The organism is Methylomonas sp. MK1 (assembly GCF_000365425.1).
GTDB lineage: Bacteria > Pseudomonadota > Gammaproteobacteria > Methylococcales > Methylomonadaceae > Methylomonas.
The window spans coordinates 3,174,699-3,201,455 of the sequence record NZ_AQOV01000001.1; the positions used below are offsets into that span (position 1 = coordinate 3,174,699).

At 49.2% G+C, this 26,757-nt stretch carries 23 protein-coding genes; 9 read left to right on the forward strand and 14 right to left on the reverse strand.

Annotated features, from left to right (window positions below):
• Positions 1-412: 412 nt before the first annotated feature.
• The 6 genes from G006_RS0115060 to dnaA form a co-directional block, all read right to left on the reverse strand.
• Positions 413-2,146, reverse strand: coding sequence for a UvrD-helicase domain-containing protein (locus tag G006_RS0115060; RefSeq protein ID WP_020484039.1), 1,734 nt, complete (start codon positions 2,144-2,146; stop codon positions 413-415).
• Positions 2,143-4,221, reverse strand: coding sequence for an ATP-dependent nuclease (locus G006_RS0115065; RefSeq protein ID WP_020484040.1), 2,079 nt, complete (start codon positions 4,219-4,221; stop codon positions 2,143-2,145). Before G006_RS0115065 ends, G006_RS0115060 begins: the two co-directional genes overlap by 4 nt.
• A 460-nt stretch (positions 4,222-4,681) precedes the next feature.
• Positions 4,682-7,087 carry a DNA topoisomerase (ATP-hydrolyzing) subunit B gene (gene gyrB, locus G006_RS0115070; RefSeq protein WP_020484041.1) on the reverse strand — a complete coding sequence of 802 codons (2,406 nt, stop codon included), beginning with the start codon at positions 7,085-7,087 and terminating at the stop codon, positions 4,682-4,684.
• A gap of 120 nt (positions 7,088-7,207) precedes the next feature.
• Positions 7,208-8,281, reverse strand: a complete 1,074-nt coding sequence (recF, locus tag G006_RS0115075; protein WP_020484042.1) for a DNA replication/repair protein RecF — start codon at positions 8,279-8,281, stop codon at positions 7,208-7,210.
• A gap of 14 nt (positions 8,282-8,295) precedes the next feature.
• Entirely contained in the window at positions 8,296-9,399 is a 1,104-nt protein-coding gene (gene dnaN / locus G006_RS0115080) for a DNA polymerase III subunit beta (RefSeq protein WP_020484043.1), read from the reverse strand.
• A gap of 189 nt (positions 9,400-9,588) precedes the next feature.
• Positions 9,589-10,905 carry a chromosomal replication initiator protein DnaA gene (gene dnaA / locus G006_RS0115085; RefSeq protein ID WP_026147079.1) on the reverse strand — a complete coding sequence of 439 codons (1,317 nt, stop codon included), beginning with the start codon at positions 10,903-10,905 and terminating at the stop codon, positions 9,589-9,591.
• Between the two features lie 121 nt (positions 10,906-11,026).
• Here dnaA and gmk point away from each other — a divergent pair, with 121 nt between their 5' ends.
• The 4 genes from gmk (at position 11,027) to G006_RS25635 (ending at position 14,117) form a co-directional block, all read left to right on the forward strand.
• Positions 11,027-11,641, forward strand: coding sequence for a guanylate kinase (gene gmk / locus G006_RS0115090; protein ID WP_020484045.1), 615 nt, complete (start codon positions 11,027-11,029; stop codon positions 11,639-11,641).
• Between the two features lie 17 nt (positions 11,642-11,658).
• Positions 11,659-12,099, forward strand: coding sequence for a hypothetical protein (locus G006_RS0115095; protein ID WP_020484046.1), 441 nt, complete (start codon positions 11,659-11,661; stop codon positions 12,097-12,099).
• Between the two features lie 98 nt (positions 12,100-12,197).
• A complete protein-coding gene (gene hemL / locus G006_RS0115100; protein ID WP_020484047.1) occupies positions 12,198-13,481 on the forward strand; it encodes a glutamate-1-semialdehyde 2,1-aminomutase in 1,284 nt (427 codons plus the stop codon).
• Positions 13,482-13,499: 18 nt separating this feature from the next.
• Positions 13,500-14,117 carry a hypothetical protein gene (locus tag G006_RS25635; protein WP_020484048.1) on the forward strand — a complete coding sequence of 206 codons (618 nt, stop codon included), beginning with the start codon at positions 13,500-13,502 and terminating at the stop codon, positions 14,115-14,117.
• An 83-nt stretch (positions 14,118-14,200) separates the two neighbouring features.
• Here the strand turns inward: G006_RS25635 and G006_RS0115110 are convergent, their stop codons facing one another.
• Entirely contained in the window at positions 14,201-14,704 is a 504-nt protein-coding gene (locus tag G006_RS0115110) for a phosphate-starvation-inducible PsiE family protein (RefSeq protein WP_020484049.1), read from the reverse strand.
• Between the two features lie 174 nt (positions 14,705-14,878).
• On the opposite strand from G006_RS0115110, the gene G006_RS27155 reads away from it, so the two are divergent.
• The 5 genes from G006_RS27155 (at position 14,879) to G006_RS0115135 (ending at position 22,578) form a co-directional block, all read left to right on the forward strand.
• The gene (locus G006_RS27155; RefSeq protein ID WP_020484050.1) at positions 14,879-15,502 is read left to right on the forward strand and encodes a hypothetical protein; all 624 of its coding nucleotides are present in this window, start codon (positions 14,879-14,881) and stop codon (positions 15,500-15,502) included.
• Positions 15,503-15,532: 30 nt separating this feature from the next.
• Positions 15,533-16,873, forward strand: a complete 1,341-nt coding sequence (locus tag G006_RS0115120) for a DNA recombination protein RmuC (RefSeq protein ID WP_152428873.1) — start codon at positions 15,533-15,535, stop codon at positions 16,871-16,873.
• A 557-nt stretch (positions 16,874-17,430) separates the two neighbouring features.
• Entirely contained in the window at positions 17,431-18,357 is a 927-nt protein-coding gene (locus G006_RS0115125) for a hypothetical protein (protein ID WP_020484052.1), read from the forward strand.
• Between the two features lie 40 nt (positions 18,358-18,397).
• A complete protein-coding gene (locus G006_RS0115130) occupies positions 18,398-19,465 on the forward strand; it encodes an efflux RND transporter periplasmic adaptor subunit (protein WP_026147080.1) in 1,068 nt (355 codons plus the stop codon).
• Positions 19,462-22,578 carry an efflux RND transporter permease subunit gene (locus G006_RS0115135; protein WP_020484054.1) on the forward strand — a complete coding sequence of 1,039 codons (3,117 nt, stop codon included), beginning with the start codon at positions 19,462-19,464 and terminating at the stop codon, positions 22,576-22,578. The genes G006_RS0115130 and G006_RS0115135 overlap by 4 nt, the downstream gene beginning before the upstream one ends.
• A 156-nt stretch (positions 22,579-22,734) precedes the next feature.
• Here G006_RS0115135 and G006_RS0115140 read toward each other — a convergent pair whose 3' ends face one another.
• The 7 genes from G006_RS0115140 to G006_RS0115170 all read right to left on the reverse strand — a co-directional run bounded on the left by G006_RS0115140 (position 22,735) and on the right by G006_RS0115170 (position 26,713).
• The gene (locus G006_RS0115140; RefSeq protein WP_020484055.1) at positions 22,735-23,124 is read right to left on the reverse strand and encodes a lipocalin family protein; all 390 of its coding nucleotides are present in this window, start codon (positions 23,122-23,124) and stop codon (positions 22,735-22,737) included.
• A gap of 102 nt (positions 23,125-23,226) precedes the next feature.
• Positions 23,227-23,874 (reverse strand): glutathione S-transferase family protein, encoded by a 648-nt coding sequence (locus G006_RS0115145; protein WP_020484056.1) that lies wholly within the window; start codon positions 23,872-23,874, stop codon positions 23,227-23,229.
• A 395-nt stretch (positions 23,875-24,269) separates the two neighbouring features.
• Positions 24,270-24,719, reverse strand: coding sequence for a nucleoside deaminase (locus G006_RS0115150; RefSeq protein ID WP_020484057.1), 450 nt, complete (start codon positions 24,717-24,719; stop codon positions 24,270-24,272).
• Between the two features lie 235 nt (positions 24,720-24,954).
• Entirely contained in the window at positions 24,955-25,818 is an 864-nt protein-coding gene (gene ubiA / locus G006_RS0115155; protein ID WP_020484058.1) for a 4-hydroxybenzoate octaprenyltransferase, read from the reverse strand.
• 57 nt (positions 25,819-25,875) lie between these two features.
• Positions 25,876-26,070: a hypothetical protein gene (locus G006_RS0115160; protein ID WP_020484059.1), complete on the reverse strand. Its 195-nt coding sequence runs from the start codon at positions 26,068-26,070 to the stop codon at positions 25,876-25,878.
• A gap of 32 nt (positions 26,071-26,102) precedes the next feature.
• Positions 26,103-26,462, reverse strand: coding sequence for a helix-turn-helix domain-containing protein (locus tag G006_RS0115165; RefSeq protein WP_020484060.1), 360 nt, complete (start codon positions 26,460-26,462; stop codon positions 26,103-26,105).
• Positions 26,459-26,713: a type II toxin-antitoxin system RelE family toxin gene (locus G006_RS0115170; protein WP_020484061.1), complete on the reverse strand. Its 255-nt coding sequence runs from the start codon at positions 26,711-26,713 to the stop codon at positions 26,459-26,461. The genes G006_RS0115165 and G006_RS0115170 overlap by 4 nt, the downstream gene beginning before the upstream one ends.
• Positions 26,714-26,757: the final 44 nt, after the last annotated feature.

Below are 26,757 nucleotides of genomic sequence, written 5' to 3' on the forward strand. Positions count from 1 at the left end.
GACTGAAAAGATTGACGCGGAAAGTTTAGCCCAATTAATTCGCATTGCGTTAGACGCAAAGCTGGATCATGAGTGCTAATTTCCGGCAGTGACCGGCATAAAATGTGGATTAGCGGTAGGTATAGGGGGCGGGTGTGGAAAACGGCGTCTAAGTTCTGCCAAATCACAGCAAAGGAGCGTTTAAATTTTCCGCCAGTTAACAACTATGTTGTTGATATTATTGCACACGCTATTTTTTTGCTGGAAATCTCGGCGCTCATTAATGGCAAATATTGGAAGCCGTTTACAACCTACGGCCAAAATCAGGCGACAATGCGCCGGTTACCTTCAGGTCAGCTACTTGATGAGTATTTCCTTACCAGATAAACTCGAACTTCCCAGCTAAAACCGAAGTTGATATTCGAAGTAGGTCTTACGTCGCGATAAGAAGCTCCTCGACGTTATCGCTTCCAAATAGGTGATTTACTGCTTCAAGGGCAGGGCTAGGTAAAGTCTGCGTGGCAAGTACAGCAAGGCGTGTCATAGGTCGGGATATAGATACGTAAAATAGGTTGCGAGCCCGATAATACCCCTTCGTGTTCTTGCTATTCAAAGCCTTTGTCTTTGTTAGCTCTAGTAGCTGTGGCCAGTTGTAATGATTCCAGCCACCTCCAAGTACGACGAGAACGTTCTCGAACTCAGCGCCTTTAACGCTATGCTGCGTGGCAAAGGAGGTCTGCTTCTCTATGAACTTAACCACCTCGATCACCTCTCTATAGGGAATGTCCCGTAGCTTGCTATATCGTTTAAGTGCAGACGCTTCATCTGGTATGGGGCCGCCATCCAATGCTTTAAGCTCTTCGTCGCGTCGCATCAAACGATCCGGTGGCGACGGACGCTTGGTTGTTTTCAAGTGATCGATGACTTGTCCAATCGTGCCTTCTGTACGCAGCTTCTGTAGGGCATCCATATCGCGACGCCAATTGGCTTTGTCCTCATGTTGGGTAATCGCTGGGCCGGATCCAAACGCCCTGAACATATCTCCGTAGCGAGAAGAAGCATAAGCAGCACACATGGGTTCAACGATTTCCGCAAAGAACTTGATCGCCGGGTCCTCTTTCTTTGTAAAGAGATCCTTATGTTTGCTAAATACCTCTGCAATAGTTGGGTAACCAAGTTCCTCAGCTAAAACATTGTGGGTCAGCATGAGCACCTTTGTCTTGTTCATATCCCACCCTTCGGTTTGCAGCCGCTGCATCAAAGATTCCCGAGTACTTCGCGCCAAGTCAGGTAACAGGTCCTCCTTTGAGTGTGTGTCATTGGTTCGTCCCCCTTTGTAGGCGTTGGTGTGAAAAAACCTGGCTTCACCCTTTGCATCGGGGTCATGAACGGCCTGATATAGTTCTGGGCGTAGTTTGTTCAGAACATCTACTACGGCAGGCACTGACCGAAAGTTTGAGCCTTTTGCGATTTCCTTGATGGGGTATTCTGCAAGTTCGAATTCACTTCGATAGATGGTTTGCCAGTGGTCCCCAAAAAGGCCAACCAGTGGGCCAGTAGCTGGTCTCAAGAAATTCTCTGTTATCGCCTCCATGAATTGACGATGGGTATCCTGATACTCGTCGATAAAGATCACAGGAAACTGCTGGCTCAAGATTCGTCGAAACTTTTCCTGATTCAGAAACTTGGACATAATCTCTGGAATATCATCGTGACTTAGCGTGATTCTGTCTGTATCGATGCCGAAGAAGCCTAAGTCGTAATCCACAATCTTTTTACCGACGCCTCCGCCTTGCTCGACTTTCTCCTTTCGATCATCCATTTCTGCCACGAGGTCACGTAGTGCCTTTTGAAACTGACGTAGAAATGCCCAAGAGAAACCATGAATGGTATCAACAAAAATGGCGGGATGGTCCTCAATTTCCTGTGCAATCTCGTTTCTGGCAACCTCTGTGTAGGTGATGCAGGCAACCTTTTGCCCTGCTTGAACCAAGGCGGGGCCACGCTCTGCGATCAATCGCTTTAGCGCGGCAACCAAAGAATACGTTTTCCCCGCACCTGCACCGGCTTCAAGTCGAAAGCTTTGGCCTGCATCAAGGGCCTCATTAATCCGCCTCTGAGCCTCCTTTGCGGCAACAAGCGCTGGATTGTCGGCTAGTCCATTCATACCGCCTCCTCATTGGTTGGTGCTTCCAGATTTTCTAAAAGCGGCGCTGCCGGAGGTTTGGAAAGCCATTCAAGGCCTTCCCTGATATAGCGGGGGACAGTCCATTCCTTTTCGCGAATCGCGAATCGCAAAGCCGTATCTGCTTTTGCAAGTCCCTTCGCGATCTCCCAGGCCTCAGTGGCCTCATCCTGCTCCTTTGGCCATTCAAATCGACCAGGGTTTGCGAGGACTAGCGCATCTTCATAACTGCGCGCGCACGCGTCTGTCCCGGATGTTTCTGGAATCTGATAGGCAATACGACGGTAGCCGCTTTGCTTCTCTTCAGGAGTTTTGGCTACAAGCTCGACAGGCGTGATTTGCCAGTCATCATTGTCTTCTGGTCGGAACCATTTTTTGATGGCAGCACTCGATGTCCGCAGGCCTTCAGCGACCGGGCATTTTTCCCAAGTGGTAATCATCTTTCCTTTCTTATTTAACTTTTTCACTTCTTTCGTGGAATCCAAGTCTGTTACGACCAAGGTCTTGAGTTCAAGAAAGTCGAGCAGTGGATAGAAGATGTGTGCGTGTGCTCCTCCAACCTCAACACAGGTAACATACTGTCTTGCCAGCTTATTTTTTTCATCGAGTGACTTATCTACAAGTTCGCACAGACGCGGCATCAGCAGTCGTTCCGTGGTTCCCTCTACCATGATCGCTTTGTCGGCAAAGTAGAGGTCACACTTGGTCAAGGTCATGTACTGGTGCAAGAAGTCTTGATCGTCGGATAATATGCTGGCCATCCCCTTCTTGAAATCCTTGACCTTGGTCTGCCGCATGCTCGTCTTGTCCTGCGACTCATTCAGGAAATACCGTACCGCCTCAAACGATGCAGCGTTCGCAACATGCGGCGAATGCGTCGTAATGACAAATTGCACTTTCCACGCAGGCTCATCGGGGTAATTAGCAGACAACTTGTCAATAGCCGTGTTCAATTGGTTAATAAAAACTTCCTGCATTTGAGGATGCAGGTGGGCCTCCGGCTCTTCGATAAAGATAAGGTGTGTGACAGGGCGGGTTGCTTTTGCACGGTATGTCTTGTGGAAGCTCTCAAGCTGCAAAAGCATGTAGATCAAGTTACGGGTACCTAAGCCGTTATAGCCCTCTGGTAGATGCACCCCATCTGTACTCGTGTAGAACACTTTAGTGTGGTCTGAAAGTAGCGCCTCTACATTTAATGAGGTTTCTGGCCGAAGCTCGGTGTCGTTAAGGCTTGGAAAACCCAACACTTCCATGGTCGGAAGCAGCTTTTTCAGCATCTCATCAAAATCCTTTTGAACATCTCGTTCAATGTTTTCGACTGATGACTTCAGCTTGGCGGCTAGGTCTTGATCGGCTACTGCTGCCGTTGGAGTTTTAGCTGTTTTGAAGAGAGTGCCGAGCAATTTTCCAATAACATCCGCGTCGCCGTGCCTTGCATGATCGAGAGTCCGCTGTGCGCGAACAAAGTTGCATCGAACCAAGGCTGCTAGTGTAGCGGCCCCCTCAAAATTGCGTCGGTTAGTACTGTCCGTTGGATCAATGGCGCAAACGTGAATGCTGTACGCTTCAGTTAGTGTTTCACGTAGCGAGCGCAGGAAATGTGTATTTGGATCGATTCCCTCAACGGCAGGCGGGACATCAAGCAGGGTATGGAGTGTTGCCAAGGTCGGTCCGTACTCGATGCGCACAATGGCTTTGGTGGATGCAACATCCAAGTCGATGACAAACGGAGCTAGCGGTCCCAGGCTCGAGGCCGCGCTGTCATAGGCAAAGGTTAAGGTTAGGACGATTTTCGGAAGCGCAGCAAGTATTTCCTCAGGACTCGCTTGCTTTTCTCTTAATGCCTTGGCATCGAAAAATTTGCTGCGCGATGCGCTCGAGAAGTCTTCCAATCGAAAACGCGCCCCCGTTTCGCCGATAAAGCGATCGAATACGTCGGTGAATGAGGTCTTACCGCTGTTATTGCGACCCACGATCACTGTGGAATTGGGCTCCAACATAATTTCGACATCCTGTAGAAGTCGAAATCCCTCTACCCTAACTTTCTCAATTTGCATCCTTTCTCCTATGGTTGGGTCAAATAATGACTAAAACATTCAAGCTTATCAAGCTGGTCATCTTAGATAGCAGACTTCGAGGCATTCGGTAGTGTTCGTTTGTTTCGAAGGCTTCTGCGGCCCTTTGAGCGTCAGATAACTGACAATTCTCAGGCAAAAATGTCAACGAGTACAAATGTTAGCAAAAGCCGAGGAGATGTCGGTGGCTAGTTGGTCCGTATGGCTGCCGTCGAAGCAATGAAGTATGGATGCAGTTAAGGGTCGATAACGATCATGAACCATCAACGCTATAAACACATCAAAGTAGGCCGCAACTGGCTGGTCAATGACGCCAGCACAGTTGCATACATGCCTCTCATTTAGGTTCTAAGAACCAAATCCACTCGGATTTTTTCAATATTTGTGTCACTAGTTTTTCACTAATTTGGCACACTTTTCACTAATTGTGGCATCCGACAAGTCAAACATCTAAATTCGCCACATCCAGCGCGTTCTTAACTATGAAATCCCGACGCGGTTCCACGACATCGCCCATTAGAGTGGTGAAGATTTCGTCGGCGGCTACTACGTCGTTGATGGTGACTTGCAGCATGCGGCGGCTGTTGGCGTCTAGGGTGGTTTCCCAGAGTTGTTCCGGGTTCATTTCGCCCAAACCTTTGTAGCGCTGGATGTGCTGGCCTTTTTTAACTTCTTTCATCATCCATTCGAACGCTTGTTTGAAGGTATCCACTTGTTGTTCGCGTTCGCCCATGCGCATGACGGAGGTTTCGCCGAACATGCTGAGGGTTTTTTCCACGAAGCGGGCGATTTTTTGATAATCGTTGCCGGCGAAAAACGGCGCATGCAGGACAAAGCTTTTGGTAATGCCGTGCAGGCGCTTACTAACTTCTATATCAAAGTCGTCGCTGTCGCGATATTTTAGCTGGGTGCTGAATATGGCTTTGTGGCCGCCCTCGTTCAGATTTTTTTGCAGCAAATCCAACCAGGCTTGCAGCTTTTGCTGATCAGCTTTGATGTCGTCGCTTAGCACCTGCATGTAGGTCATTTGCTCTAAGTACAGGTCGTCGTAGCGTCTGGACAGGCGATTGATGATGCTCATCACGTCGGCAAATTCTGTCGCCAGCTTTTCCAGGCCTTGGCCTTGGATGACCGGGGTATCGGCATCGGTTTGTAATTGCGCTTTATCCAAAGCCAGTTGAATCAGGTATTGGTTTAAAGCGTTGTCGTCTTTGACATAATGTTCTTGTTTGCCTTTTTTGACTTTATACAGCGGCGGCTGGGCGATGTAGATGTGGCCGCGCTCCACCAGCTCCGGCAATTGCCGATAGAAGAAGGTCAGTAACAGAGTACGAATGTGCGAACCGTCGACGTCCGCGTCGGTCATGATGATGATGCGGTGGTAGCGGAGTTTGTCGATGTTGTATTCGTCTTTACCGATACCGCAGCCCAGCGCGGTTATCAGGGTGCCGACTTCTTCCGATGAAATCATACGGTCAAAGCGGGCGCGTTCCACGTTAAGGATTTTACCTTTCAACGGCAGGATGGCTTGGGTGCGGCGATCACGGCCCTGTTTTGCGGAGCCGCCCGCCGAGTCCCCTTCCACTATGAACAGTTCAGATAGGGCTGGATCTTTTTCCTGGCAATCGGCGAGTTTGCCGGGTAAGCCGGCGATATCCAGCGTAGTTTTGCGGCGGGTCATTTCGCGGGCTTTTCTAGCGGCCTCGCGAGCTCTTGCGGCATCAATGATCTTGTTGACGATGGCTTTGGCGACTTGCGGCTGTTCCAGTAGGAACTCTTGCAACTTTTCGTTCATAGTCGATTCGACCAAGGGTTTTACTTCCGACGACACCAATTTGTCTTTGGTTTGCGAGGAGAACTTAGGATCGGGCACTTTTACCGATAACACGGCGGTTAAGCCTTCGCGAGCATCGTCACCGGTAGTGGCAACTTTCTCTTTTTTAGCCAAGCCGTTGGTTTCGATGTATTGATTGATGGTGCGAGTCAACGCGCCTCTAAAACCGGCCAAATGCGTGCCGCCGTCGCGCTGGGGGATATTGTTGGTGTAGCAAAACACGTTCTCCTGGTAGGAGTCGTTCCATTGCATCGCCACTTCCACCACCACGCCCTCTTTCTCAGCGATAAAGTGGAAAACTTTTTCAAACAGCGGGGTTTTGTTTTTATTCAGATGTTGCACGAAAGCGCTGATGCCGCCTTCGAATTCAAATACATCTTCTTTGCCGGTTCTTTCGTCGCGCAGGGAGATTCTTACGCCGGAATTCAAAAACGACAGTTCGCGCAAACGCTTGGCGAGGATGTCGTAGTGAAATTCGATATTGGTGAAGATAGTAGGGCTGGGCTTGAAGTTTATGTAGGTACCGCTGCCTTCACAGTCACCTATCACCGCTAAGGGCGCTACTGGCTCGCCGAGGATGTATTTTTGCATGTGCAGCTTGCCGTTCTTACGAATCTTCAGCGTTAGCTCTTCAGACAAGGCATTTACCACCGAGACACCTACGCCGTGCAAGCCACCAGAGACTTTATAGGCGTTATCGTCGAACTTACCGCCGGCGTGCAGGATGGTCATGATAACTTCCGCGGCGGAACGGCCTTCTTCTTTGTGTATATCAACCGGAATGCCGCGACCATCGTCATACACGGATATCGAGCCATTTTCGTGAATCACGACATCGACGCCTTTGCAGTATCCGGCTAATGCTTCGTCGATGGAGTTATCGACGACTTCGAATACCATGTGATGCAAACCGGAGCCGTCATCGGTATCGCCGATGTACATGCCGGGACGTTTTCTGACTGCATCCAATCCTTTAAGTACTGTGATATTCGAACTGTCGTAATTTTCACTCATGGGTATATCCATTGTGTTGTGTTTTACCGCAACGATGCCTGGCTTTCATATCGCACATGAAGCCGTTGTATCGTGTGTGATGGGAGTTGTTAATTTTTATTATTTGTTCCACGTGAAACATTAAAGTTGTTTTACGTCACCTTGTTCCACGTGAAACCATTTATAGTTTTCTACTGAACTTAAGTCACCAAAATCAGCTATATCGGTACTGCTGATAAAAACCTGACAACTCAGTCCAATAAGGTATTTTATCAATTTTGCCCGGTTTTCTGTATCCAATTCGGACGCGAGGTCGTCTATTAAGATGCAGCAGGAATATGGGCTTTCCTGATTCAATAAGGTCACTTGTGCCAACATCAGTGCCAAAACTAAGAGCTTTTGTTGTCCGCGTGACAGATAGTCTTTAGCCAATCTTTTATCTTGATAAGTTTGAAAGTCCGCTCGGTGCGGTCCGCTATGCGTAAAGCCGTAGCGTATGTCTCGCTCCAGATCGTTTTTCAAAATTACGTCTAGGGCTTGCCTATCATCCCAACCGGGCAAGAATCGTAAATCAACATCCTCCTTATTTAAGAAATGGCTAGCCATTTCTAAAAACACCGGTTGCAAGTTTGCCAAGTAGGCCAAACGAAAATCGTTAATCACCTGCCCATATTCCACAAGCTCCTTATCCCAAGCCGAGAGCTGTTTAATCTGCCGAGTCTTCAACAAGGCATTACGTTGCTGTAAAGCTTTATTGAACTTGCGCCAACAGGGCAGAAAGTTTTTGTGTTGATTAAAAATCCCCCAATCCAAAAACTCTCTACGGATTTGCGGCCCGGAATCCAGCAAGCGATAACTCTTGGGATGAATCAATTGCACAGGCAATGCGTACGCCAAATCAGCTTTTTGCCTATCTTCCTGATCGATGCGGATCTGGCATTGTTTATTGTCAATCTGTATCCCCAGCGTACTGACCGAACCGGACTGTTGTCGATTTTGCGCGGAAACGGTCAATTGCGACTGCTCGAAAGCAATGGCCTGCTTGGTATGGGTAGTTCTAAACGAGCGAGATCTACCCAAAATAAAAATGGCTTCCAACAGCGAACTCTTGCCGCTGGCATTGGCGCCGGTGATGAAATTAATAGCAGGAGACGGCGAGATACTTGCGGAATGGATGTTTCTGACCGACAGCACATCCAGCTTTAACAAGGTCATAATCCCAGGACAACCTACATCCGCATTGGCATCACAATAAATTTAAATAATGGCTGTTCGGGTTCTTCAATAAAACAACTGCTGGCGTTGCCGGCTATGGTCAGTACCGCCATTTCTGAATCCAAGTTGGATACTGCATCCAGCATATATTGCGAATTAAACGAGATACTCAAGGGCTCACCTTGATAATCGATGATCAGTTCTTCCTCGGCTTCGTCATGCTCCGGATTATGCGTACTGAGTTTCAGCAAATCGCCGGAAATATCGAAAGTCACACCCTTGTACTTCTCATTGGACAGAATCGCCACCCGCGTTAACGCATCTCGCAAGACTTGTTTTTGGATCAGCAACGGACTCATAAAGCTTTGATTGAACACTTTACTGAAATCCGGGAATTTGGCATCGATCAGCTTGGACGAGAACACCACATCCTTGTAATAAATTCGGATGTTGTTGCTGGAAAACTGGATGTTCAATTCTGCGTCTGCATCGTCCAGCAAGCGACTAAGCTCCTGCACCGCTTTTCTGGGCATGATGATGCGGGATTCATAACCGGTCGCTTGGCCGATATCGTCTTCATAAATCGACAAACGATGGCCGTCGGAAGCCACCAATTTGAGTTTGGAATTGCTCACATTCAACAACAAACCGTTCAGGTAATAGCGCACATCCTGATTGGCCATGCAAAACACGGTTTTATCCAAAGCTTTCTTGAATTTACCGGCATTCAGCAAAAAGCTATGTTCAAACTCGGACTCGTTGAACTCCGGGTAATGTTCTGCCGGTAAAGTACTCAAAGAAAACCGGCTGCGGCCAGAAACGACCTTAACTTTATCATCTTGCAATTCAAAGTGAATTTCCGCGCCGTTCGGCAACAATCGGCATATATCCAGAAACTTTCTAGCAGGAACCGTGATTTCCCCGGAATGCGCTATTGACTCGATATTTAACTTAGCAACAATCTGAATTTCTGTATCTGTACCGGTCATCACCAACTGCTCGTCGCTAGCCTGCAACAACACATTGGACAGAATCGGCATGGTCTGCCGTTTCTCGATAACGCTGACGATTTGTTGCAGCGGTGGCAAGATTTGATCTCTGCTAATAATAAATTTCATATAAATATCTTTTATATATTGTTACTACTATGTAAACAAAAAGCTGTGGAAAACCGGTTTTATATAATTTAAATCAAAATCTTAGCATGTATCAAACATTGTTGCCGGATACCGCTTTAGCTTGTATGGGGTTTGTGGATAACCTAAAGGACGTATTTTCGGCACACTTTATCCACAACTTACACGCAATTAATGGGATAAGGTTCTCAACAGGTTTTTGTAATCCTCAGCCATCTTCACATCGTCGTCTTTCAGCTCAGCCACGCGCTTGCAGGCATTGATGACCGTAGTGTGATCGCGCCCACCGAAGGCGTCGCCGATTTCCGGATAACTGTGCGAGGTCAATTCTCTAGCCAAACACATAGCGACCTGTCGTGGCCGAGTGATGGACTGCTTGCGGTTTTTTGAAGATAAATCGGCCACTCGGATCTTGAAATACTCGGCCACTGTCTTCTGAATGTTATCGATGCTGATCAACTTGTCTTGCAAGCTGATCAAATCGTGCAACGCTTCCTTGGTAAATTCCAAGGTAATGTCGCGGCCGGTAAATTGCGAATTGGCCACCACCCGCCGTAACGCACCTTCCAGATCTCTAACATTGGAAGGTATGCGTTTAGCAATAAAGAAGGCGATATCTTGATCCAGATCCACACCCACCTGCATAGCCTTTTTAATCAAGATCGCGGCCCGAGTTTCCAGATCCGGCGGTTCTATCGCCACCGGTAAACCCCAACCGAAGCGCGATTTCAAACGGTCTTCCAAGCCATCTATTTCTTTGGGATATTTATCGCAGGTCAAAACCACCTGATGTTTGTTATCCAGCAGATTGTTAAAGGTGTGGAAAAACTCTTCCTGCGAACGTTCCTTACCGGCCAGAAATTGGATGTCGTCCATCAATAAAATATCGATGCTGCGGTAGTACTCTTTAAATTGGTTGATGCTGTTTTGTTGTAGCGCTTTGACCATGTCCTGCACGAATTTCTCGGAATGCAGATAGACGATATTGGCATCGGGTTTTTTCAGTAACACAGCGTTGCCTATGGCATGCATCAAATGGGTTTTACCCAAACCGGAACTGCCGTAGATAAACAGCGGGTTGTAGACCTTGCCGATGTTATCCGAAACCGTCATCGAAGCGGCTCTGGCCAACTGATTGGATTTACCTTCCACAAAGCTCTCAAAGGTGAAGGCTTTGTTTAAAAAATTCGGTTGATTCTTCTTTTGGGTCGGACTCTTGCTGAGTGTTGGTGCTTTGATAGCCGGCGATTTTTTACTACCTATTTCAAACTGCACCGCCAAGGTTGCATTGGAAAACTCGTTGACCGCATCTTCGATGATCGCGAAAAAATGCTGTTTGATATGGTCGATAATAAAGCGGTTGGGAGCAAGTAATTTTAACTGGCTGTCGGTTTCCACTGCTTGCAGCGGCCTGATCCAGGTGCTGAAATCGGTACTGGGAATTTCATGTTCAAGCTTGGCCAGGCAGTTGTTCCAAATCACACTCATCGGCATTCAAGAAGGGGCTTAGAAAGGCCTTGCATGATACCACAGTGACCGCTTAGGGCTTGACTCTGTGGACGTTATCAGAAAAGAATGACGGCCGCATGGATAACCCTCATTACTACACATGATTTCGGGCAAACTTTATATTATTTCTGCGCCATCCGGGGCGGGCAAAACCAGTCTGGTTAAGCAACTGATTGCCGAGACTGACGATCTGGCCGTCTCGGTGTCGCACACTACCCGGGCAATGCGCAGCGGCGAACAAGATGGCGTCGATTATTTTTTCGTCTCTGTTGACGAATTTAAAGCCATGATCGAACGGCAAGCCTTTTTGGAGCACGCGCAAGTGTTCGATAATTTCTACGGCACCGCACAGCAGACCGTGGAAGATAATCTGGCCAAAGGCTTGGATGTGATCTTGGAAATCGATTGGCAAGGTGCTCAGCAGGTAAGAAGAATGTTGCCGGAAAGCCTGTCGATCTTCATCCTGCCGCCATCCATCGAGGTATTGAGCCAGCGTTTGCAAAATCGCGGTCAGGATAATCCTGAAGTGATTGCCCGACGCATGCGCGATGCGGTGACTGAAATGAGCCACTATCCGGAGTACGACTATCTGATCGTTAACGACGATTTCAATCTGGCTTTGCATCAACTAAAAAGCATTGTTACCGCAAACCGCTTAACCCAAAGTCAACAACAACAAACCTTGGCGCCATTGCTGCAAGATTTACTTAACTAATAAAACTAACAACACTTATGAAAACTAGAAAAACTTCTTATCTCTTTGCGACGTTGATTGTTTCAGCGTTGACCATTGCCGGCTGCTCCAGTGATGAAGCGGAAACCCCAAAAGCTAGCGCTAGCGCCGGCACTGCCAAAAAAACGGTACACAGAGTAGATACCGGCGAAGCTACAGAACCCGAGAAACGTCAGTTCGAAAAAGAGTTTTCCGCTAAATGCGTTGAACGGGAACTGAAAAATTCGAATAACAAAGACGTCGATGAAAAGCGTTTTGAAGAAAGTTGCGACTGTATCGCCGAACACATCATGAAAGACCTATCGGAAATCGATGCCGAGAAATATCTGGAAGACCACGAAGACACCCACACCTTGCAGATCAAATTCGACGCTGCGGCTTATTTCTGTTTGCAAAACAAACCGCAACCGAAAGGACCGCATTTGTTCGGCAAACCATAACGTCACCGCTCGATAGGACGTTCCCCACGTCTTAAGGCCTACGTGTTGGGTTACGCTTCGCTAACCCAACCTACACGATTTCTCTATCTTTCATCTCCATGACTCAATCTTCCGAATTATTTTCTCAAGCCAAACAATACATTCCCGGCGGCGTCAATTCGCCGGTGCGTTCCTTCAGCGGCGTCGGCGGTACGCCGGTATATTTTGATCGCGCAGCCGGCGCTTATGTTTACGACAGCGAAGGCAAGCGTTACATCGATTATGTCGGTTCCTGGGGGCCGATGATTTTGGGGCATGCGCATCCGGCTGTGATCGAAGCGGTCAAGCTAAGCGCTGAAAAAGGTTTAAGTTTTGGTGCCCCCACCGAAATCGAAACTTTGATGGCGCAAACGGTTTGCGAATTGCTGCCGTCGATCGAAATGGTGCGCATGGTTAGCTCCGGCACCGAAGCGACCATGAGCGCCTTGCGCCTGGCGCGTGGTTACACCGGTCGCGACAAGATCGTTAAATTCGAAGGTTGCTACCACGGCCATTCCGATTCCTTGCTGGTCAAGGCCGGCTCCGGCGCGTTGACCTTCGGCGTCCCCAGCTCGCCGGGCGTACCCGCCTCGGTCGCCGCCGACACCCTCACGCTGACTTACAACGACAGCGATGCGGTACGCAGCACCTTCGCCGAACTAGGCGACAAGATCGCCTGCATCATCGTCGAACCGGTGGCCGGCAACATGAACTGCATCCCGCCGGAACCGGGCTTCTTGCAAACCCTGCGCGACGTCTGCGATCAATACGGCAGCGTGCTGATTTTTGATGAAGTAATGACCGGCTTCCGTGTCAGCTTGCAAGGCGCGCAAGGTCTGTACGGCATCAAACCGGATTTAACCACGCTGGGTAAAATCATCGGCGGTGGCCTGCCGGTCGGTGCTTTCGGTGGCAGCCGCAAAATCATGGAATATCTGGCACCGCTGGGTCCTGTCTATCAAGCCGGCACTTTGTCCGGCTGCCCGGTGGCGATGGCCGCCGGCTTAAAAACCCTGGAACTGATCAATCAGCCAGGCTTCTACGAGGCCCTGACCGCTAAGACCGCAACACTGCTGAAAGGCCTTCAAGCCGCCTCTGATCAGGCCGGCATCGCCTTCACTACCAACCAGGTCGGTGGGATGTTTGGTTTGTTCTTTAGCAACGAAAAATCTGTCAGCCGTTTTTCCCAAGTGATGGCTTGCGATGTCGACCGCTTTAAACGTTTCTTTCATGGGATGTTGGATAAAGGCTTTTATCTGGCGCCTTCGGCGTTCGAGGCGGGATTTGTTTCGGCCGCGCATGCGGATGAGGATTTGCAGGCTACGGTGGATGCGGCGAGTAAGGTATTTGCAGAGTCTTTTTGATTCTTTCTTAGACCGCCGATGAGCACAACCGCAGAAAACTGGGAGCGATTCCTCGATCCAGAGGTAGTTCAGCCATCGCTATTCCTGGCTACGATGTTTATCACTACGTTTGAGATCCTGAAAGACTCGATCATTGATCGCATTCGAAATTTCTATATACCCGGTTTTGCTGAAACTGACCCAATCTTCGAATCCGAATACCAAAGCGAGGTCCTTTCACGAAGTAAGAGTAGGCTCTATGCATCCCTAGACTGGCTCCTTGAACACGAAGCACTTGACGAGACTGATCTGGATACCTTCGAGAATCTAAAGAAAATCAGGAACCTACTAGCCCATCAACTGTTCAACGTGGTTACAGGCCAAACGGAATCCGATCACGCATCACAGTTTCCGGTTCTCGTTGCCCTGCTTCGCAAAGTTGAAGTGTGGTGGGTCGTCAATGTTGAGATTCCAACTAACCCAGACTACGAAGGCAAGGAGATTGATGAAGCGGGGATCGTCCCAGGGGCTGTGCTTTCGCTTCAAATGCTCATTGAGGTGGCATCGGGCAACACTCAGTTACTTGAGCATTGGCGAAAAATGAGTGTCGCGCGTAATGTAGGGCAGGCAAGCCCGGTAGGTCAGGGTTCGCGATAGCGTTCCCTGACAATACGGCTGCTCCTGCGTTGCCCTACCTCCTGTATCCATACAGTCGTATCGCGCCAAAGTAACCTACGAAACTATCCGGGTATCTGATTAACCGATTTAGACGAATTTGTCTCAAGCAATCGGTCATCACGTTCGCGCATCAACCAATAGGTGATGCCCAACACCAATGTCACTGCCGCCAAGGCTAACAATACGTCGGCGGAGATTTTGCCGATGTCCAGTACGATAAACTTACGCGCCAACGCCAGCAGGGCGATTAAGAGTACAACCTTGGTTTGAATGACACTTTGCTCGCGGGTGACGACGTATTGCAGGGTGTGGTTAAACTCCAGCGCAATCAGCAAGGTCATGATTTCGCCAAACACCTGCTGAAATATTTCGTGATCCAACGGATTCAATGCATCGAATACCAATCCGCCGATTACACCGACGAATAATCTAAACAACGCGACGCTGACGACCAACATGACCAAAAAAGTCAGGGCAAACGCGACGCCGCTTTCGAAGCGTTGATAAAACGTCAGTGCATTCCAATCCTTACCCAATATTCGCCATCTGGATATTTCATTTTTCATACTATGTACTCCGTGATCTTCAAAAGATAAATGCAATATATGAATATGCGCGAAAGTAGTTGCCGAGAGGTAGAATTTCAATGGATCCGTAGCGTCGGTTTTAATGACTAGTGCAATTAGCCATGCTCCGATGACTTAGGCGGGATAGCATTTAACTGACTTGGACCAAAACAGATGAATAGACAGAGCGAAAACGCTGGATCGATTAAAGAAACACTCACGTATCGGCATGGCAAATTAACCGGGCTTTTGTTTTTAGCGCTCGGCTTCGCGATGTTGCCAAATTTGAGCCATGCCGATTTTGTTACCCATCCGCTAACCGACGCACCGTCTCCAAAGCCATCGGAACCCGCAGCGCCAGCCGTACCGGAAGCCGCCGATACCAGCCAGCCTAACCAAGCCGAGATTGACTTTAACGAACAATTCGGCGAGAAGAAATTGGGTACTTGCAGCATGACCTACAAGCTGGAGGGGTTTTCGCTAGCTTACAAGCAATACGATGGTACTGGGGAGATAAGCTGCCGCAACGGCCAAAAAGCCAAGGTGGCGCTGTCGTCAAAAAGCATCGGCTTTACGATCGGCTATTCCGTCATAGAAGGAGAAGCCTATTTCACCGACGTCAAATATATCAGCGAAATATTCGGCAATTATGTTTCGTTGGGCAATCACTTTGGGTTTAAAAACTCGGTGGATAGGCAAGTATTGACCCGCGGCGAAATTTCCTTGGTTATGCTGGGCAAAGGCAAGGGGTTTGATATTGGCTTTACCATTGGCGATTTGTCCATCAAGCCGCGTTAACCCGCACGTTTTAGTAAGCAAGAGGTTGTGATGGAAGAGATATGGATGACGCTGGCAGCACTACCGCTGGCGGCGTTGCTTGGCTATGGCGTTTGCGCCTGGCTAAGCGGTAAGCGGCATCGCGAGTTGCAAAGTCAGTTGGAACAACTACAGCAGCAGCTCCAACAACAGGCCGTCAAATTGGCAGTGGCCGAGGAGCGCACGTTATTGCTGACCCAAAAAGAAACCGAGCTGCACAGTTTGCAACAACAGTTGCTGGCATTGAAAACCGAGAATGCCGAACTGAACACGCGCCAGCAGGAACAGCACAAACATAACGAAGAGAAAATCCGTTTACTGCAAGATGCGGAAAATCAGTTAAAAACCCAATTCGAGAATCTGGCCCACAAAATATTCGAAGAACGCGGCAAGCAGTTCACTGAACATAACAAAACCAGCATCGAAAATCTGGTCGCGCCATTAAAGCAGCAACTCGGCGAATTCAAAAGCCGCGTCGAAAGCGTTTACGACAACGAAACCAAAGACCGCATTTCCCTGCGTGAGGAAATTGTCTCCCTACGCCGCGACACCGCCAAGATGAATCAGGAAGCGTTGAACCTGACCCGTGCGTTAAAGGGCGATCATAAAACCCAAGGCAATTGGGGTGAGATGATTCTGGAAAGGGTGCTGGAGCAATCCGGTTTGCGCAAAGGCATCGAATACGACACCCAAGGCGCATTTCGCGACGAAGACAATCGCCTGTTCAAGCCGGATGTGATCGTTCGCCTGCCGGAAAACAAAGACGTGATCATCGATTCCAAGGTCTCGCTATTGGCTTACGAGCGTTACTGTTCCGCTGAAGACGACAAGCAGCGCATCGAAGCTTTGAAACAACATACTGAAGCGGTCAGAAACCATATCAAAGGCTTAAGCAACAAAGACTACTCCAGTTTAAAAGGTCTAAGGTCATTGGATTTTGTACTGCTGTTCATGCCGATCGAAGCTGCATTCATGGCCGCATTCCAAGCTGACGAAAAGTTATTCAACGATGCTTTCGAGCACAAGATCGTCGTCGTTACCCCAACGACGCTGCTGGCAACCTTGCGTACCGTGCAAAACATCTGGCGCTACGAGCAACAAAATGAAAACGCCCGCTTGATCGCCGATAAGGCCGGCAGTCTGTACGACAAGATCCGAGGTTTTGTCGAAGACATTGAAAAACTGGGTAACCAACTCAGCACGGTGCAGAAAACCTACGACGGTATCGTCAACAAACTCAGTAGCGGTGGCGGTAATTTGCTGCGCCAGGCCAGCGCACTAGAAGAATTGGGCGTGAAAGTCAAAAAGAAGCTACCTAAAAGCCTAACCGAACAACTGTCCGCAGAAGATTGATGTTTCTTGGGGGGCTTAATAGCCAGAATCTTGTCGCAATAATAGTAATAACTTTATAAAGATCTTAAGATTATTATTACTACTAGTGCTGAAAAATCTGTGGAAAAGCACATTTAAGTATTTTAATTCAAAGTGTTACTAACAATTAACACTGTTATAAGTTGGACTTTCTAGTTGTTCACAGTCTGGGGATAACTAAAACAGTGCTTTTTACCGGTAATTTATCCACAACTTGTTGGGTGATTAGCCAACAGGTTTTCAACAACGGCCAGGGCTTGTTGTGTCACTGTGGGAAGTGTTAAGCGATAGTCCGCTGGTGAGTTGTTTTGCTGGACATGATCGGCACGATAAAGCGAGCCATCCGATGGCCGTCCTTGCCACTATTCTGCAATATGCTAAAGACCTGGCGCAGGTAAGCTCCCGTCTGTAAGCTTTGGATGACGACGCTCGGCAAGCTTGATTGGGATACAACCATTGCCGGTTTGTGAACCCGTTGATAGGTGGTAGCATGCGGCGAGTTGAAACGCCATATTCAAAGCCCAGCGGAGGCCGCCTCTATGAATCCAATCAATGCCGATGTTTTCAGTCAGCTGCATATCGACATCGCCCGCAATTCCACTGACGATTTCAATCTGTTCCACGATAGCCGAAAATGGCAGAACATCAACGGCAATCCGTTTAATGGCCCGATTACCTTGGGGTTTCAGCTGGAGTCCTTGATCGAAGGCAAGATCGCCGACTATCGCCTCCAACATGACGAAGAAAAATTGTTAGCCGAACATGGCTTGAACTTCAGCAATTACCAATTTGCCTTTGCCAATGCCATTAAGCCGAACCAAGCGATAGAAGTAGATATTAAAGAGTCGATATTTAAAAACGAACCGTCGCCAAGCTTGAGCAACCGGATTATCGTCAAGGCCGACGGCAAGCTGGCCCTGACCGGCTATAAAAAAGAAACTGCCGACCCGTTGTTTTTAGATCAGCCGGATTTGTCTAGGGTCGGCGAATTAAAAATCCAGCCTGACCGTTGTTTTTTGAATAATGGTTTTTTTCTGAAGCGTAAGTTCATGATGACCAGCAACGCCAAGAATTTTCTCTGCGCATCGCTACGCGACCAAACCCGGTATTTCGACGAATTGCAGGATAAGGTGATTTTCCCGGAGATGTTTCCATGCGCGCTGCTCTCCAGCGCTTTGTTGGAAAAAGCCTTGAAATGGTTGCACGATTTCGAGCGTAACCCCATGGTCTATACTTCGCACAAAATTTCTATCGACAGACGTTGTTTGGCGCAGCTTAAAAGTAACGACGCGGTGCATATTTTGATCAAACCCACAGCGGATAGCGCCGCGCACGATTTTGGCGATTTGAACGCGACACCCTTGGATTATGAATGTTACGGCCTCGTCAACAATAATAATGCCTTGTTGTTTAGAGCATTGATTTCGTTGGTGCCGTTGGAGTCGATCCGCAAGGCAATGGCATAAGTAACGCTGGATGCAGTTCGGTCTATTTAAAGGGGATAAGATGAAACATTTGTTGTTGATGTTGCCGCTGTTGCTGTTGGCTTGTGAAAAACCAGCGCCCACGGCATCGGTGCCCAGACCGGCTTTGGTGGTGACAGTAGGCGAACAGACCGCAGCCGCTCCCATCATATTGGTGGGTGAAATTCGCTCCCGCTACGAAAGTGCGCAAGGTTTTCGTATCAACGGCAAAATCATCGAACGCAACGTCGATACGGGGGCGGTAGTGACTAAAGGTCAGTTGCTCGCCAAGCTGGATAGTATGGATACCGGTTTATCGACTCAAGCGGCTCAAGCGGAAGTCAGGGCGGCGGAAGCGGATTTGGCCTTAGCCCAGGCCGAACTGGACAGACAACGCCAACTGCATGCCAGCAAATTCATTTCCAACCAGGCTTTGGATATTAATGAAGCGCAATTCAAGGCCGCGGCGGCCAGGGTAAAGCAAACCCGCGCGCAAGCCGCGGTAACCGGCAATCAGTCGCGCTACACGCAATTACTGGCGGAGCGGGATGGCGTGGTTACGCAAATTCATGCCGAACCTGGCCAGGTGGTTGCCGCCGGCGAGCCTATCGTTCGCATCGCGGTGCCGGAGAATAAGGAAGTCGAAATTGCCGTGCCCGAGTCGCGCATGTTGGGCATTGCTGTTGATGTGCCGGCGGAAATTAGGCTGTGGGCCAATCCCAATACCGTATATCACGGTAAAGTCCGGGAAGTGGCACCGGCTGCCGATAATCTCACACGTACTTTTCAAGTACGTGTGGTTTTGCTGGATGCGGACGCTTCGGTGCGTTTGGGTATGACGGCCGGCGTCCGTTTTTATCATCAGGAAACCAAGGATTTTTTATTACCCACCACAGCGGTTACTCAGCGTGACGGTCAATCCGTAGTTTGGGTGGTCAATCCGGCCAGCGGCGAAGTTCAGCCGAGAGCGGTGCAAGCCGGCGCGTTTCGCGAAGACGGCGTCTTGATCGCTAGCGGCATACAAAAAGGCGAGCAAATAGTGGTGGCCGGTGTGCAAACTTTGGTACCCGGCCAGATAGTCCGGGCAACGCCGTTGCGGAGCCGACTATGAAATCGGGCTTCAATCTCTCCGAGTGGGCCTTGCGGCACCCGGCATTGGTTTTATATGCCATGTTGATGCTGACCTTGGTGGGGATGCTTTCGTATACCAGGCTGGGCCAATCGGAAGATCCGCCTTTCACTTTCAAAGTGATGGTTATTCGCACCGGTTGGCCCGGTGCCAGTGCCCAGGAAGTGGAACAACAAGTCACCGATAAGCTGGAGAAAAAGCTTCAGGAAGTACCCTGGCTGGACAATTTACGCAGCTATTCCAGGCCGGGCGAATCGTTAATTTTTCTGTCGGCCAAGGATTCCACACCGGCGGCGCAAGTCCCGGACATTTTTTATCAAGTTCGCAAAAAAGTCGGCGATATTGCTTATACCCTGCCGGCCGGCGTCGAAGGTCCGACGTTTAACGATGAGTTTGGGGATGTATACGGAAACTTGTATGCCTTGACTGGCGAGGGTTACGACTACGCGGAACTGAAGCGTCACTCGGAAACTTTGCGCGCCGAGCTGCTCAGAGTCAACGATGTCGCCAAGGTCGATTTTTTCGGTGAGCAAAAGCAACGCATTTACGTCGAGTTGTCCAATGCCAAATTAGCGACCATCGGCATCGACATTGCCACCTTGCTCCGTACCTTGCAAGCGCAGAATCTGGTGACAGGCAGCGGTAGTTTCGACTCCGAAAACGAGCACATTCGGATTGCGGTAACCGGTCGTTACGATAGACTGGAAGAGCTGCGCGATGTGCGTTTTCGCGCCAATAACAACGAATTTCGGCTGGGGGATGTCGCCAAAGTCAGTCGTGGCTTTGAAGATCCTCCCAAAGATAGGGTGCGCTATAAAGGTCATGATGCGCTGTTGATCGGGGTAGCGATGCGTGCTGGTGGCGATATCATCAAGCTGGGCCGAGATCTGGACCAGGCCGTCATAACGACCCAGGCCCAATTGCCGGTGGGTTTGGAATTGCATACTGTGTCTTCGCAGCCAAAAGCAGTGCAGCGCTCGGTTAACGAGTTTGCCAAATCGCTGACTGAAGCGGTCGTCATTGTATTAGGCGTTAGCTTGCTGTCTTTGGGCTTACGCACCGGCATCGTGGTAGCGATCACGATCCCAGTGGTGTTGGCGGTTACTTTTTGGCTGATGTATCTGTTTGGCGTTGGTCTGCATAAAATTTCCCTGGGTGCACTGATCTTGGCCTTGGGCTTGTTGGTCGACGATGCCATTATCGCTGTGGAAATGATGGCCTCTAAGATGGAACAGGGCTGGGATCGGACGCGTGCTGCCGCATTTGCCTATACATCCACTGCGATGCCTATGTTGAGCGGCACATTGGTAACGGCTGCCGGTTTTTTGCCGATTGCCACGGCTGCGTCCTCTACCGGCGAATACACCCGCTCGATTTTTCAAGTGGTTGTCATCGCCTTGTTGGTATCCTGGTTCGCGGCGGTAGTGTTTGTACCGTATTTGGGCCATCGCTTGTTGCCTGACTTGAGTAAGGGCCAAGAGCAAGAGTCGAGCTGGGCGCGGATTTGGGCCAAGTTGCGGAAAAAACCACAGTCCGAACCGTCCAAGAACCACGCCCACGATCTTTATCAAACCCCCTTTTATCTGCGTTTCCGAAAACTGGTAGCCGCCTGCGTTATCCACCGTTGGCTGGTAATTTTTTTGACCATAGGGATGTTTTTTGCCGCTATCTTCGGTTTTAAGTTCGTCCAGCAACAGTTTTTTCCGGATTCCACTCGGCCGGAGTTAATCGTCGATCTACGCTTAGCTGAGGGTGTGTCGTATGCCGCCACCGAAGCCGATGTGAAAAAACTGGAAGCTTGGCTGGATAAGCAAAGCGGCATCGATAATTATGTCGCTTATGTCGGCAACGGCAGTCCACGCTTTTATCTGCCTTTGGATCAGCAACTACCGCAACGCAGTTTTGCGCAGTTTGTCATATTGACCAATGGCCCAGCGGAACGCGAACAGCTGCGCGATAAACTCATACACCTATTCGAACAGGATTTTCCGGATATGCGCGGCAGCGTATTACGTTTGGAGAATGGGCCGCCGGTAGGTTTTCCGGTGCAGTTCAGAGTCTCCGGGCCGGATTTGCTGACACTGCGCACTATCGCTCGCCAAGTGGCGGATGTGATGCGCGCCAATCCTTATCCGTCCAATGTGCAGTTGGATTGGGAAGAGCCGGTGAAAGTTGTGCGCGTCAATGTTGAACAGTCCAAGGCCAGACTGCTGGGAGTCGGTTCCAACGACATCGCCAATATTATCAACGGCGCCCTGCAAGGCTTGTATGTCACTGAATTTCGCGAAGGCATCGAGCGCATCGACTTATTGGTGCGCGGCGCCGAAATTGAACGTAAGCATTTATCGCGTCTGCAAAATTTGATGATACCGATCCCCGGAGGACGTAGTGTGCCTTTGTCGCAAGTCGCCGAATTGGAATACGGTTTTGAGGAAGGTTTGATCTGGCGGCGCAATCGTATTCCTACCGTCACTGTGCGAGCAAATTTGTATGGCAATATGCAGGCGCCGATGGTGTCGGCACAAATCGAAGAACAGTTAGCGGATATTAAGCGACAGTTACCGCCGGGTTACCGCCTGGAGACCGGCGGTGCGGTGGAAGAATCGGCTAAGGGCGGCGATTCGGTGGCTGCCGGTATGCCTTTGTTCTTTCTGACGGTATTGACTGTGCTGATGATCCAGTTGCAAAGTTTTTCGCGGATGGCCTTGGTGTTATTAACAGCGCCGCTCGGTTTGATCGGCGTGACGTTGTTTTTGTTGATTTTTCAGCAACCGTTCGGCTTTGTGGCGATGTTGGGCACCATCGCACTTTCCGGAATGATCATGCGCAACTCCGTAATTTTGGTCGATCAAATCGATCAGGATAAGCTGGCCGGGCGTTCGGATTTTGATGCCATAGTCGATTCGACGGTGCGCCGGTTCCGGCCTATCGTATTAACGGCGGCGGCGGCGATATTGGCCATGATTCCACTCACCCACAGCGCGTTTTTCGGGCCGATGGCGGTAGCGATTATGGGAGGTTTGACTGTCGCGACTGCATTGACCTTACTGTTTTTGCCGGCTTTGTATGCCGCTTGGTTCAGAATCACGGTTTAATTTTTAGGACCAAAATTGCAGCGCTTATGCGGGGATTCGTTATTTCAGGGTTCCCGCGCCCCGGCGTGAACAGGGGGAAGCTTGCGGGAACAAATTATTAATGGTTAGCCAAGTGTTATTGGTATTTTTAGGCTAAGAAATTACGGATGATGGTTTTTAATTTTTATTAAAGTGATAAACGTCGCCGAATTTGCCTTTTAAGGTCATGGATTTATCGGTTTTTTCCTGCAAGGCAAAGATGTCGAATTTATCCGGTCTACCCAAAATGGCGATTTTCAATTTACCGCCTTCAATTTCATAAGCGACTGGCGATTGGTCATAAAAAGTACCTTCGCGTGGGATATGAGTGATGGTGACTTTGCCGTCTTTAAAGGTCCAGGTATCTTCGCGCTTGATGGTTTCCGTGGAGGTAGCGGATTTTTTGGTATATTCCAACTTCCACACGCCTTGTACTTCTTCATTGGATTGCAGCGGAACATCCGCAAAACTCAGGCCGGAAAATACTGATAAGCCGAGTAAAACAGCGGTTAATTTGATTTTTTTCATAGTGCTCTCCCGTTGGTAAATAACAAGAGAATCATTCTACGCTCAGGTAGTAGCAAAGTATCTTTAAATTATTGTGGTAAATCGGCAAGGTCTTAACACTGCTTATTCAAACGCGCTGATGACCTCGCTTTCCAACTTGCCGGCTTCCATCCAGGCGTTTACAGCCGGGCAGGCCAGCACCGAGTCCACATAGGCTTGCGCCTCTTTATTGGTTTCCAGTTGATAGCTGTGAAATCGCAAGGCGACCGGGGCGAACATTGCATCGACTATGGTAAATCGGCCAAATAACCATGGACCGTCATGGCGGTGGAGTTGCCGGTAGTGTTGCCAAATTTCACCGATGCGTTCGATGTCCGGATGCACCGCTTCCGGTAAGGGTTTGGCTGAGGGTGTGCGCTTGCAATTCATGCCGCAATAGGTGCGTAGCGCAGTAAATCCGGAATGCATTTCGGCGGCTAACGAACGGGCCGCGGCGCGTTCGGCGAAATCCTCCGGCCAGCCTTGGGTTTGCGGAAAGCGTTCCGCCAGATATTCCAAAATTGCCAGCGAATCCCAGACCTTAAGCTCACCATCCAACAAAACCGGTACTTTACCGGTCGGCGAGTATTGCAATAGTTTGTCTTTTGAATCCTCGCGATACAAAGGGATTCTGATTTCCGAGAAATCGATGTCGTGATATTTCAAAAACAACCAAGGCCGTAGTGACCAAGAGGAATAGTTTTTGTTACCGATGACTAAGGTCAGACTCATGAACGGAAACTCCTGTACAGATTAAGGATCGAGAATTTTTCAAAATCGGGTTAGCTGCCGTCAACCTCCCCATTCAATGCAAGTTGTGATTGATTAGAGCCTTTTGATTACTCGCACAACCTGTGAAAGGGGGGCTTCAAAAAATGGGTATCGTCGTTCCTGCGAATTCTGGAACCCAGGACTATCAAAACCCCGGACTCGCGTCTTCGCGAGATTAACATTAAATGTTGCGTTTAGGTCCAAGCGCATCATTCCCGCCGTTTTATAACAATTCACCGCATAGAGCAATGTCATTTTGTAATGAACGTTTAGTTGGGGGTGGTTGGCGGTTATTTCGGATGGGTAGAGCCTGAGCGCAAATCTTCGTTTGTGGAATTAACTTGTTCAGAATGTCTTTAACAACAATCCTCACCGATGTCTTCAAACCAAATCCGTGGCGATTGGGCAATAAAACGGCTCATCAAATCGATACAAGCCGCGTCGTTTAATTCCACGATCTTAACGCCAGCCTCTCTTAGCCAATCCAGATGCCCCGCAAAGTTGACAGATTCACCGACCACCACCGTGCCAATATTGAACTGCCGAATCAAGCCCGAGCAATACCAGCACGGCGCCAAGGTCGTGACCAGGATTTTGTCGCGGTAACTGGTTTGCCGACCGGCTTTGCGAAAGGCATCGGTTTCGCCGTGCACAGACGGATCGTTATCTTGCACGCGGCGATTGCGGCCCCGGCTTAGCAACATGCCACTGGTGTCGAACAAAGCCGCGCCGACCGGCACGCCGCCATCGTCAAAACCGGCTTTTGCTTCGGAAAAAGCAACCGCTAGCATCTCGTGATAGTTCATCGCAAATCCTATAATCTATTGGATAGGCTTAAAAATCTCCTATCAGGGCTTTAAATTAAGCTCCCTCTCCTGCTGGACGACTGCACGGATTCAGGGCAACGCTGGGAGCAGTTGCCGAGAGGGTTGGGGTGATGAGAATTAAACCAGGCGAATGACCTGTTTTCATCTTCTCATTCTGACCGTCTCTTTTTACGTTATTGAGGCTAGTGTGAGGGAGGGCAATTCACCCTAAACACTACAGCCAATACGCCAACACAATCCCAACAAACACCGCCAAACCGAACCAGTTATTATTCAAAAAAGCTTTAAAACAACTGGGTTTATCGAAATGAAAAATCAGCTTTTGCTGGTAAATCGCCAAGCCGGCGGCAACCGCCAAACCGGCGTAATACGGCCAGCTCAGTTGTTGCATCGCGCCGACCGTAATTAGCAGCCCCATAATCACAACTTGCAGACCGGCGGTAATTTCCCGCACCCGCTTGCCGAATAGAATCGCGGTGGATTTGACGCCGATTTTCAAATCATCCTCGATATCGACCATCGCATACATCGTGTCGTACACCAGCGCCCACAGCAATACAGCCAGATAGAGAATCCAGCCAACTAGCGGAATTTCATTGGTCTGCGCGGCAAATGCCATCGGTACCGCAAACCCAAACGCCGCGCCCAGATAAGCCTGCGGCAAATGAGTAAAACGCTTCATGAACGGATAACTGGCCGCCAGAAACGCACCGATAAACGACAAGCCGATGGTGTACCAGTTCATCAGCAACACCAAACCAAACGCAGTCAGACACAGCACCACAAACACGATCAACGCTTCCTTCGGTGTCACCTTGCCGGCAGCGATGGGCCGCAGTTTGGTCCGATCGACATGCGGATCGAAATCCTTGTCGGCGTAATCGTTGATCACGCAACCGGCCGCGCGCATCAACACCACGCCCAGCGTAAACACGATCAACACCAATAAATCCGGCTTGCCGTTGCCGGCGATCCACAAGGCCCAAAGCGTCGGCCACAGCAAAATGAAAATACCGATGGGTTTATCGAAGCGGGCTAGTAGCCAGTATTGGAGGAGGCGGTCTTTTAAGTTATTCATTCAAAGCGCGATTCATTATTAGGGGGTGACTAGCCGCAGTTCGGGCAAGCGGCAAAGTTAAGACGATTGTTCCCAGTCTTGCTGGGCCAATGCAGATAACGATTCTACGGATTCGTCAGGCCAGAGCTGTTTTTGCCAATTCGTGTAATCGAGTTTATCGCGATTAATGATAAACCTCTCGGCATCAACCATGCCCAGGGTTGAAAAAATGGATTCGAATCCGCTATGGATGATTTCGGCGTCAGTTTTCATGAATTGCCTTCGTCTTGAAGAATGTCAGCGGATTAAACCAAATCATCCAAATCCACATTCAATGTTTCGGCTATTTTTTTCAGTGCGCCAATGGTTCCGGTTCGCTTGCCGCTTTCCATTTGCGCGATACTGGCTTGGGCCATGTTGCAGCTCTCGGCGAGTCCCGACTGAGTCAGGCCGCGATGTTCGCGCCATACTTTGATTTTATTCTCGCCGTTCAACAGTCGATTGACGATTTCGGCAGGAACCAATTCGTCTTCGCTGCCCAGGGCTTGGTCATAGGCCGTGATGTCATCCAACATTTCCGCTTTTTCCAACAGTTTTTCATAGTCGGCGACGGGCACAACCGCATATTGTTTTAAGCCGTTTTGCTCGATAAATTGCACGCTCATTTGTAAATATCTCCCCGGCTACCAACCTTAAGCACTTCTATAATCAGCACATCGTTCAATTTGCGGTAAATCGCACGGTAACCGCCAATCCGCAATCTAAAGCCTTCTCGACCTTCCAGTTTTTTGATGTCCAATCCGTCTTCGTCATCCATTGCCATCTGCTCGAATGCTGCTTTGAATTGTTCGGCTACTCTAAGCGGCATTTTCAGCAATGCTTTGGCGGCCGTTTTTCGATAGATTATTTGATACATTAGCCGATAATAGCATTTAGCTATAAAAAACAGCTAAAACAAAT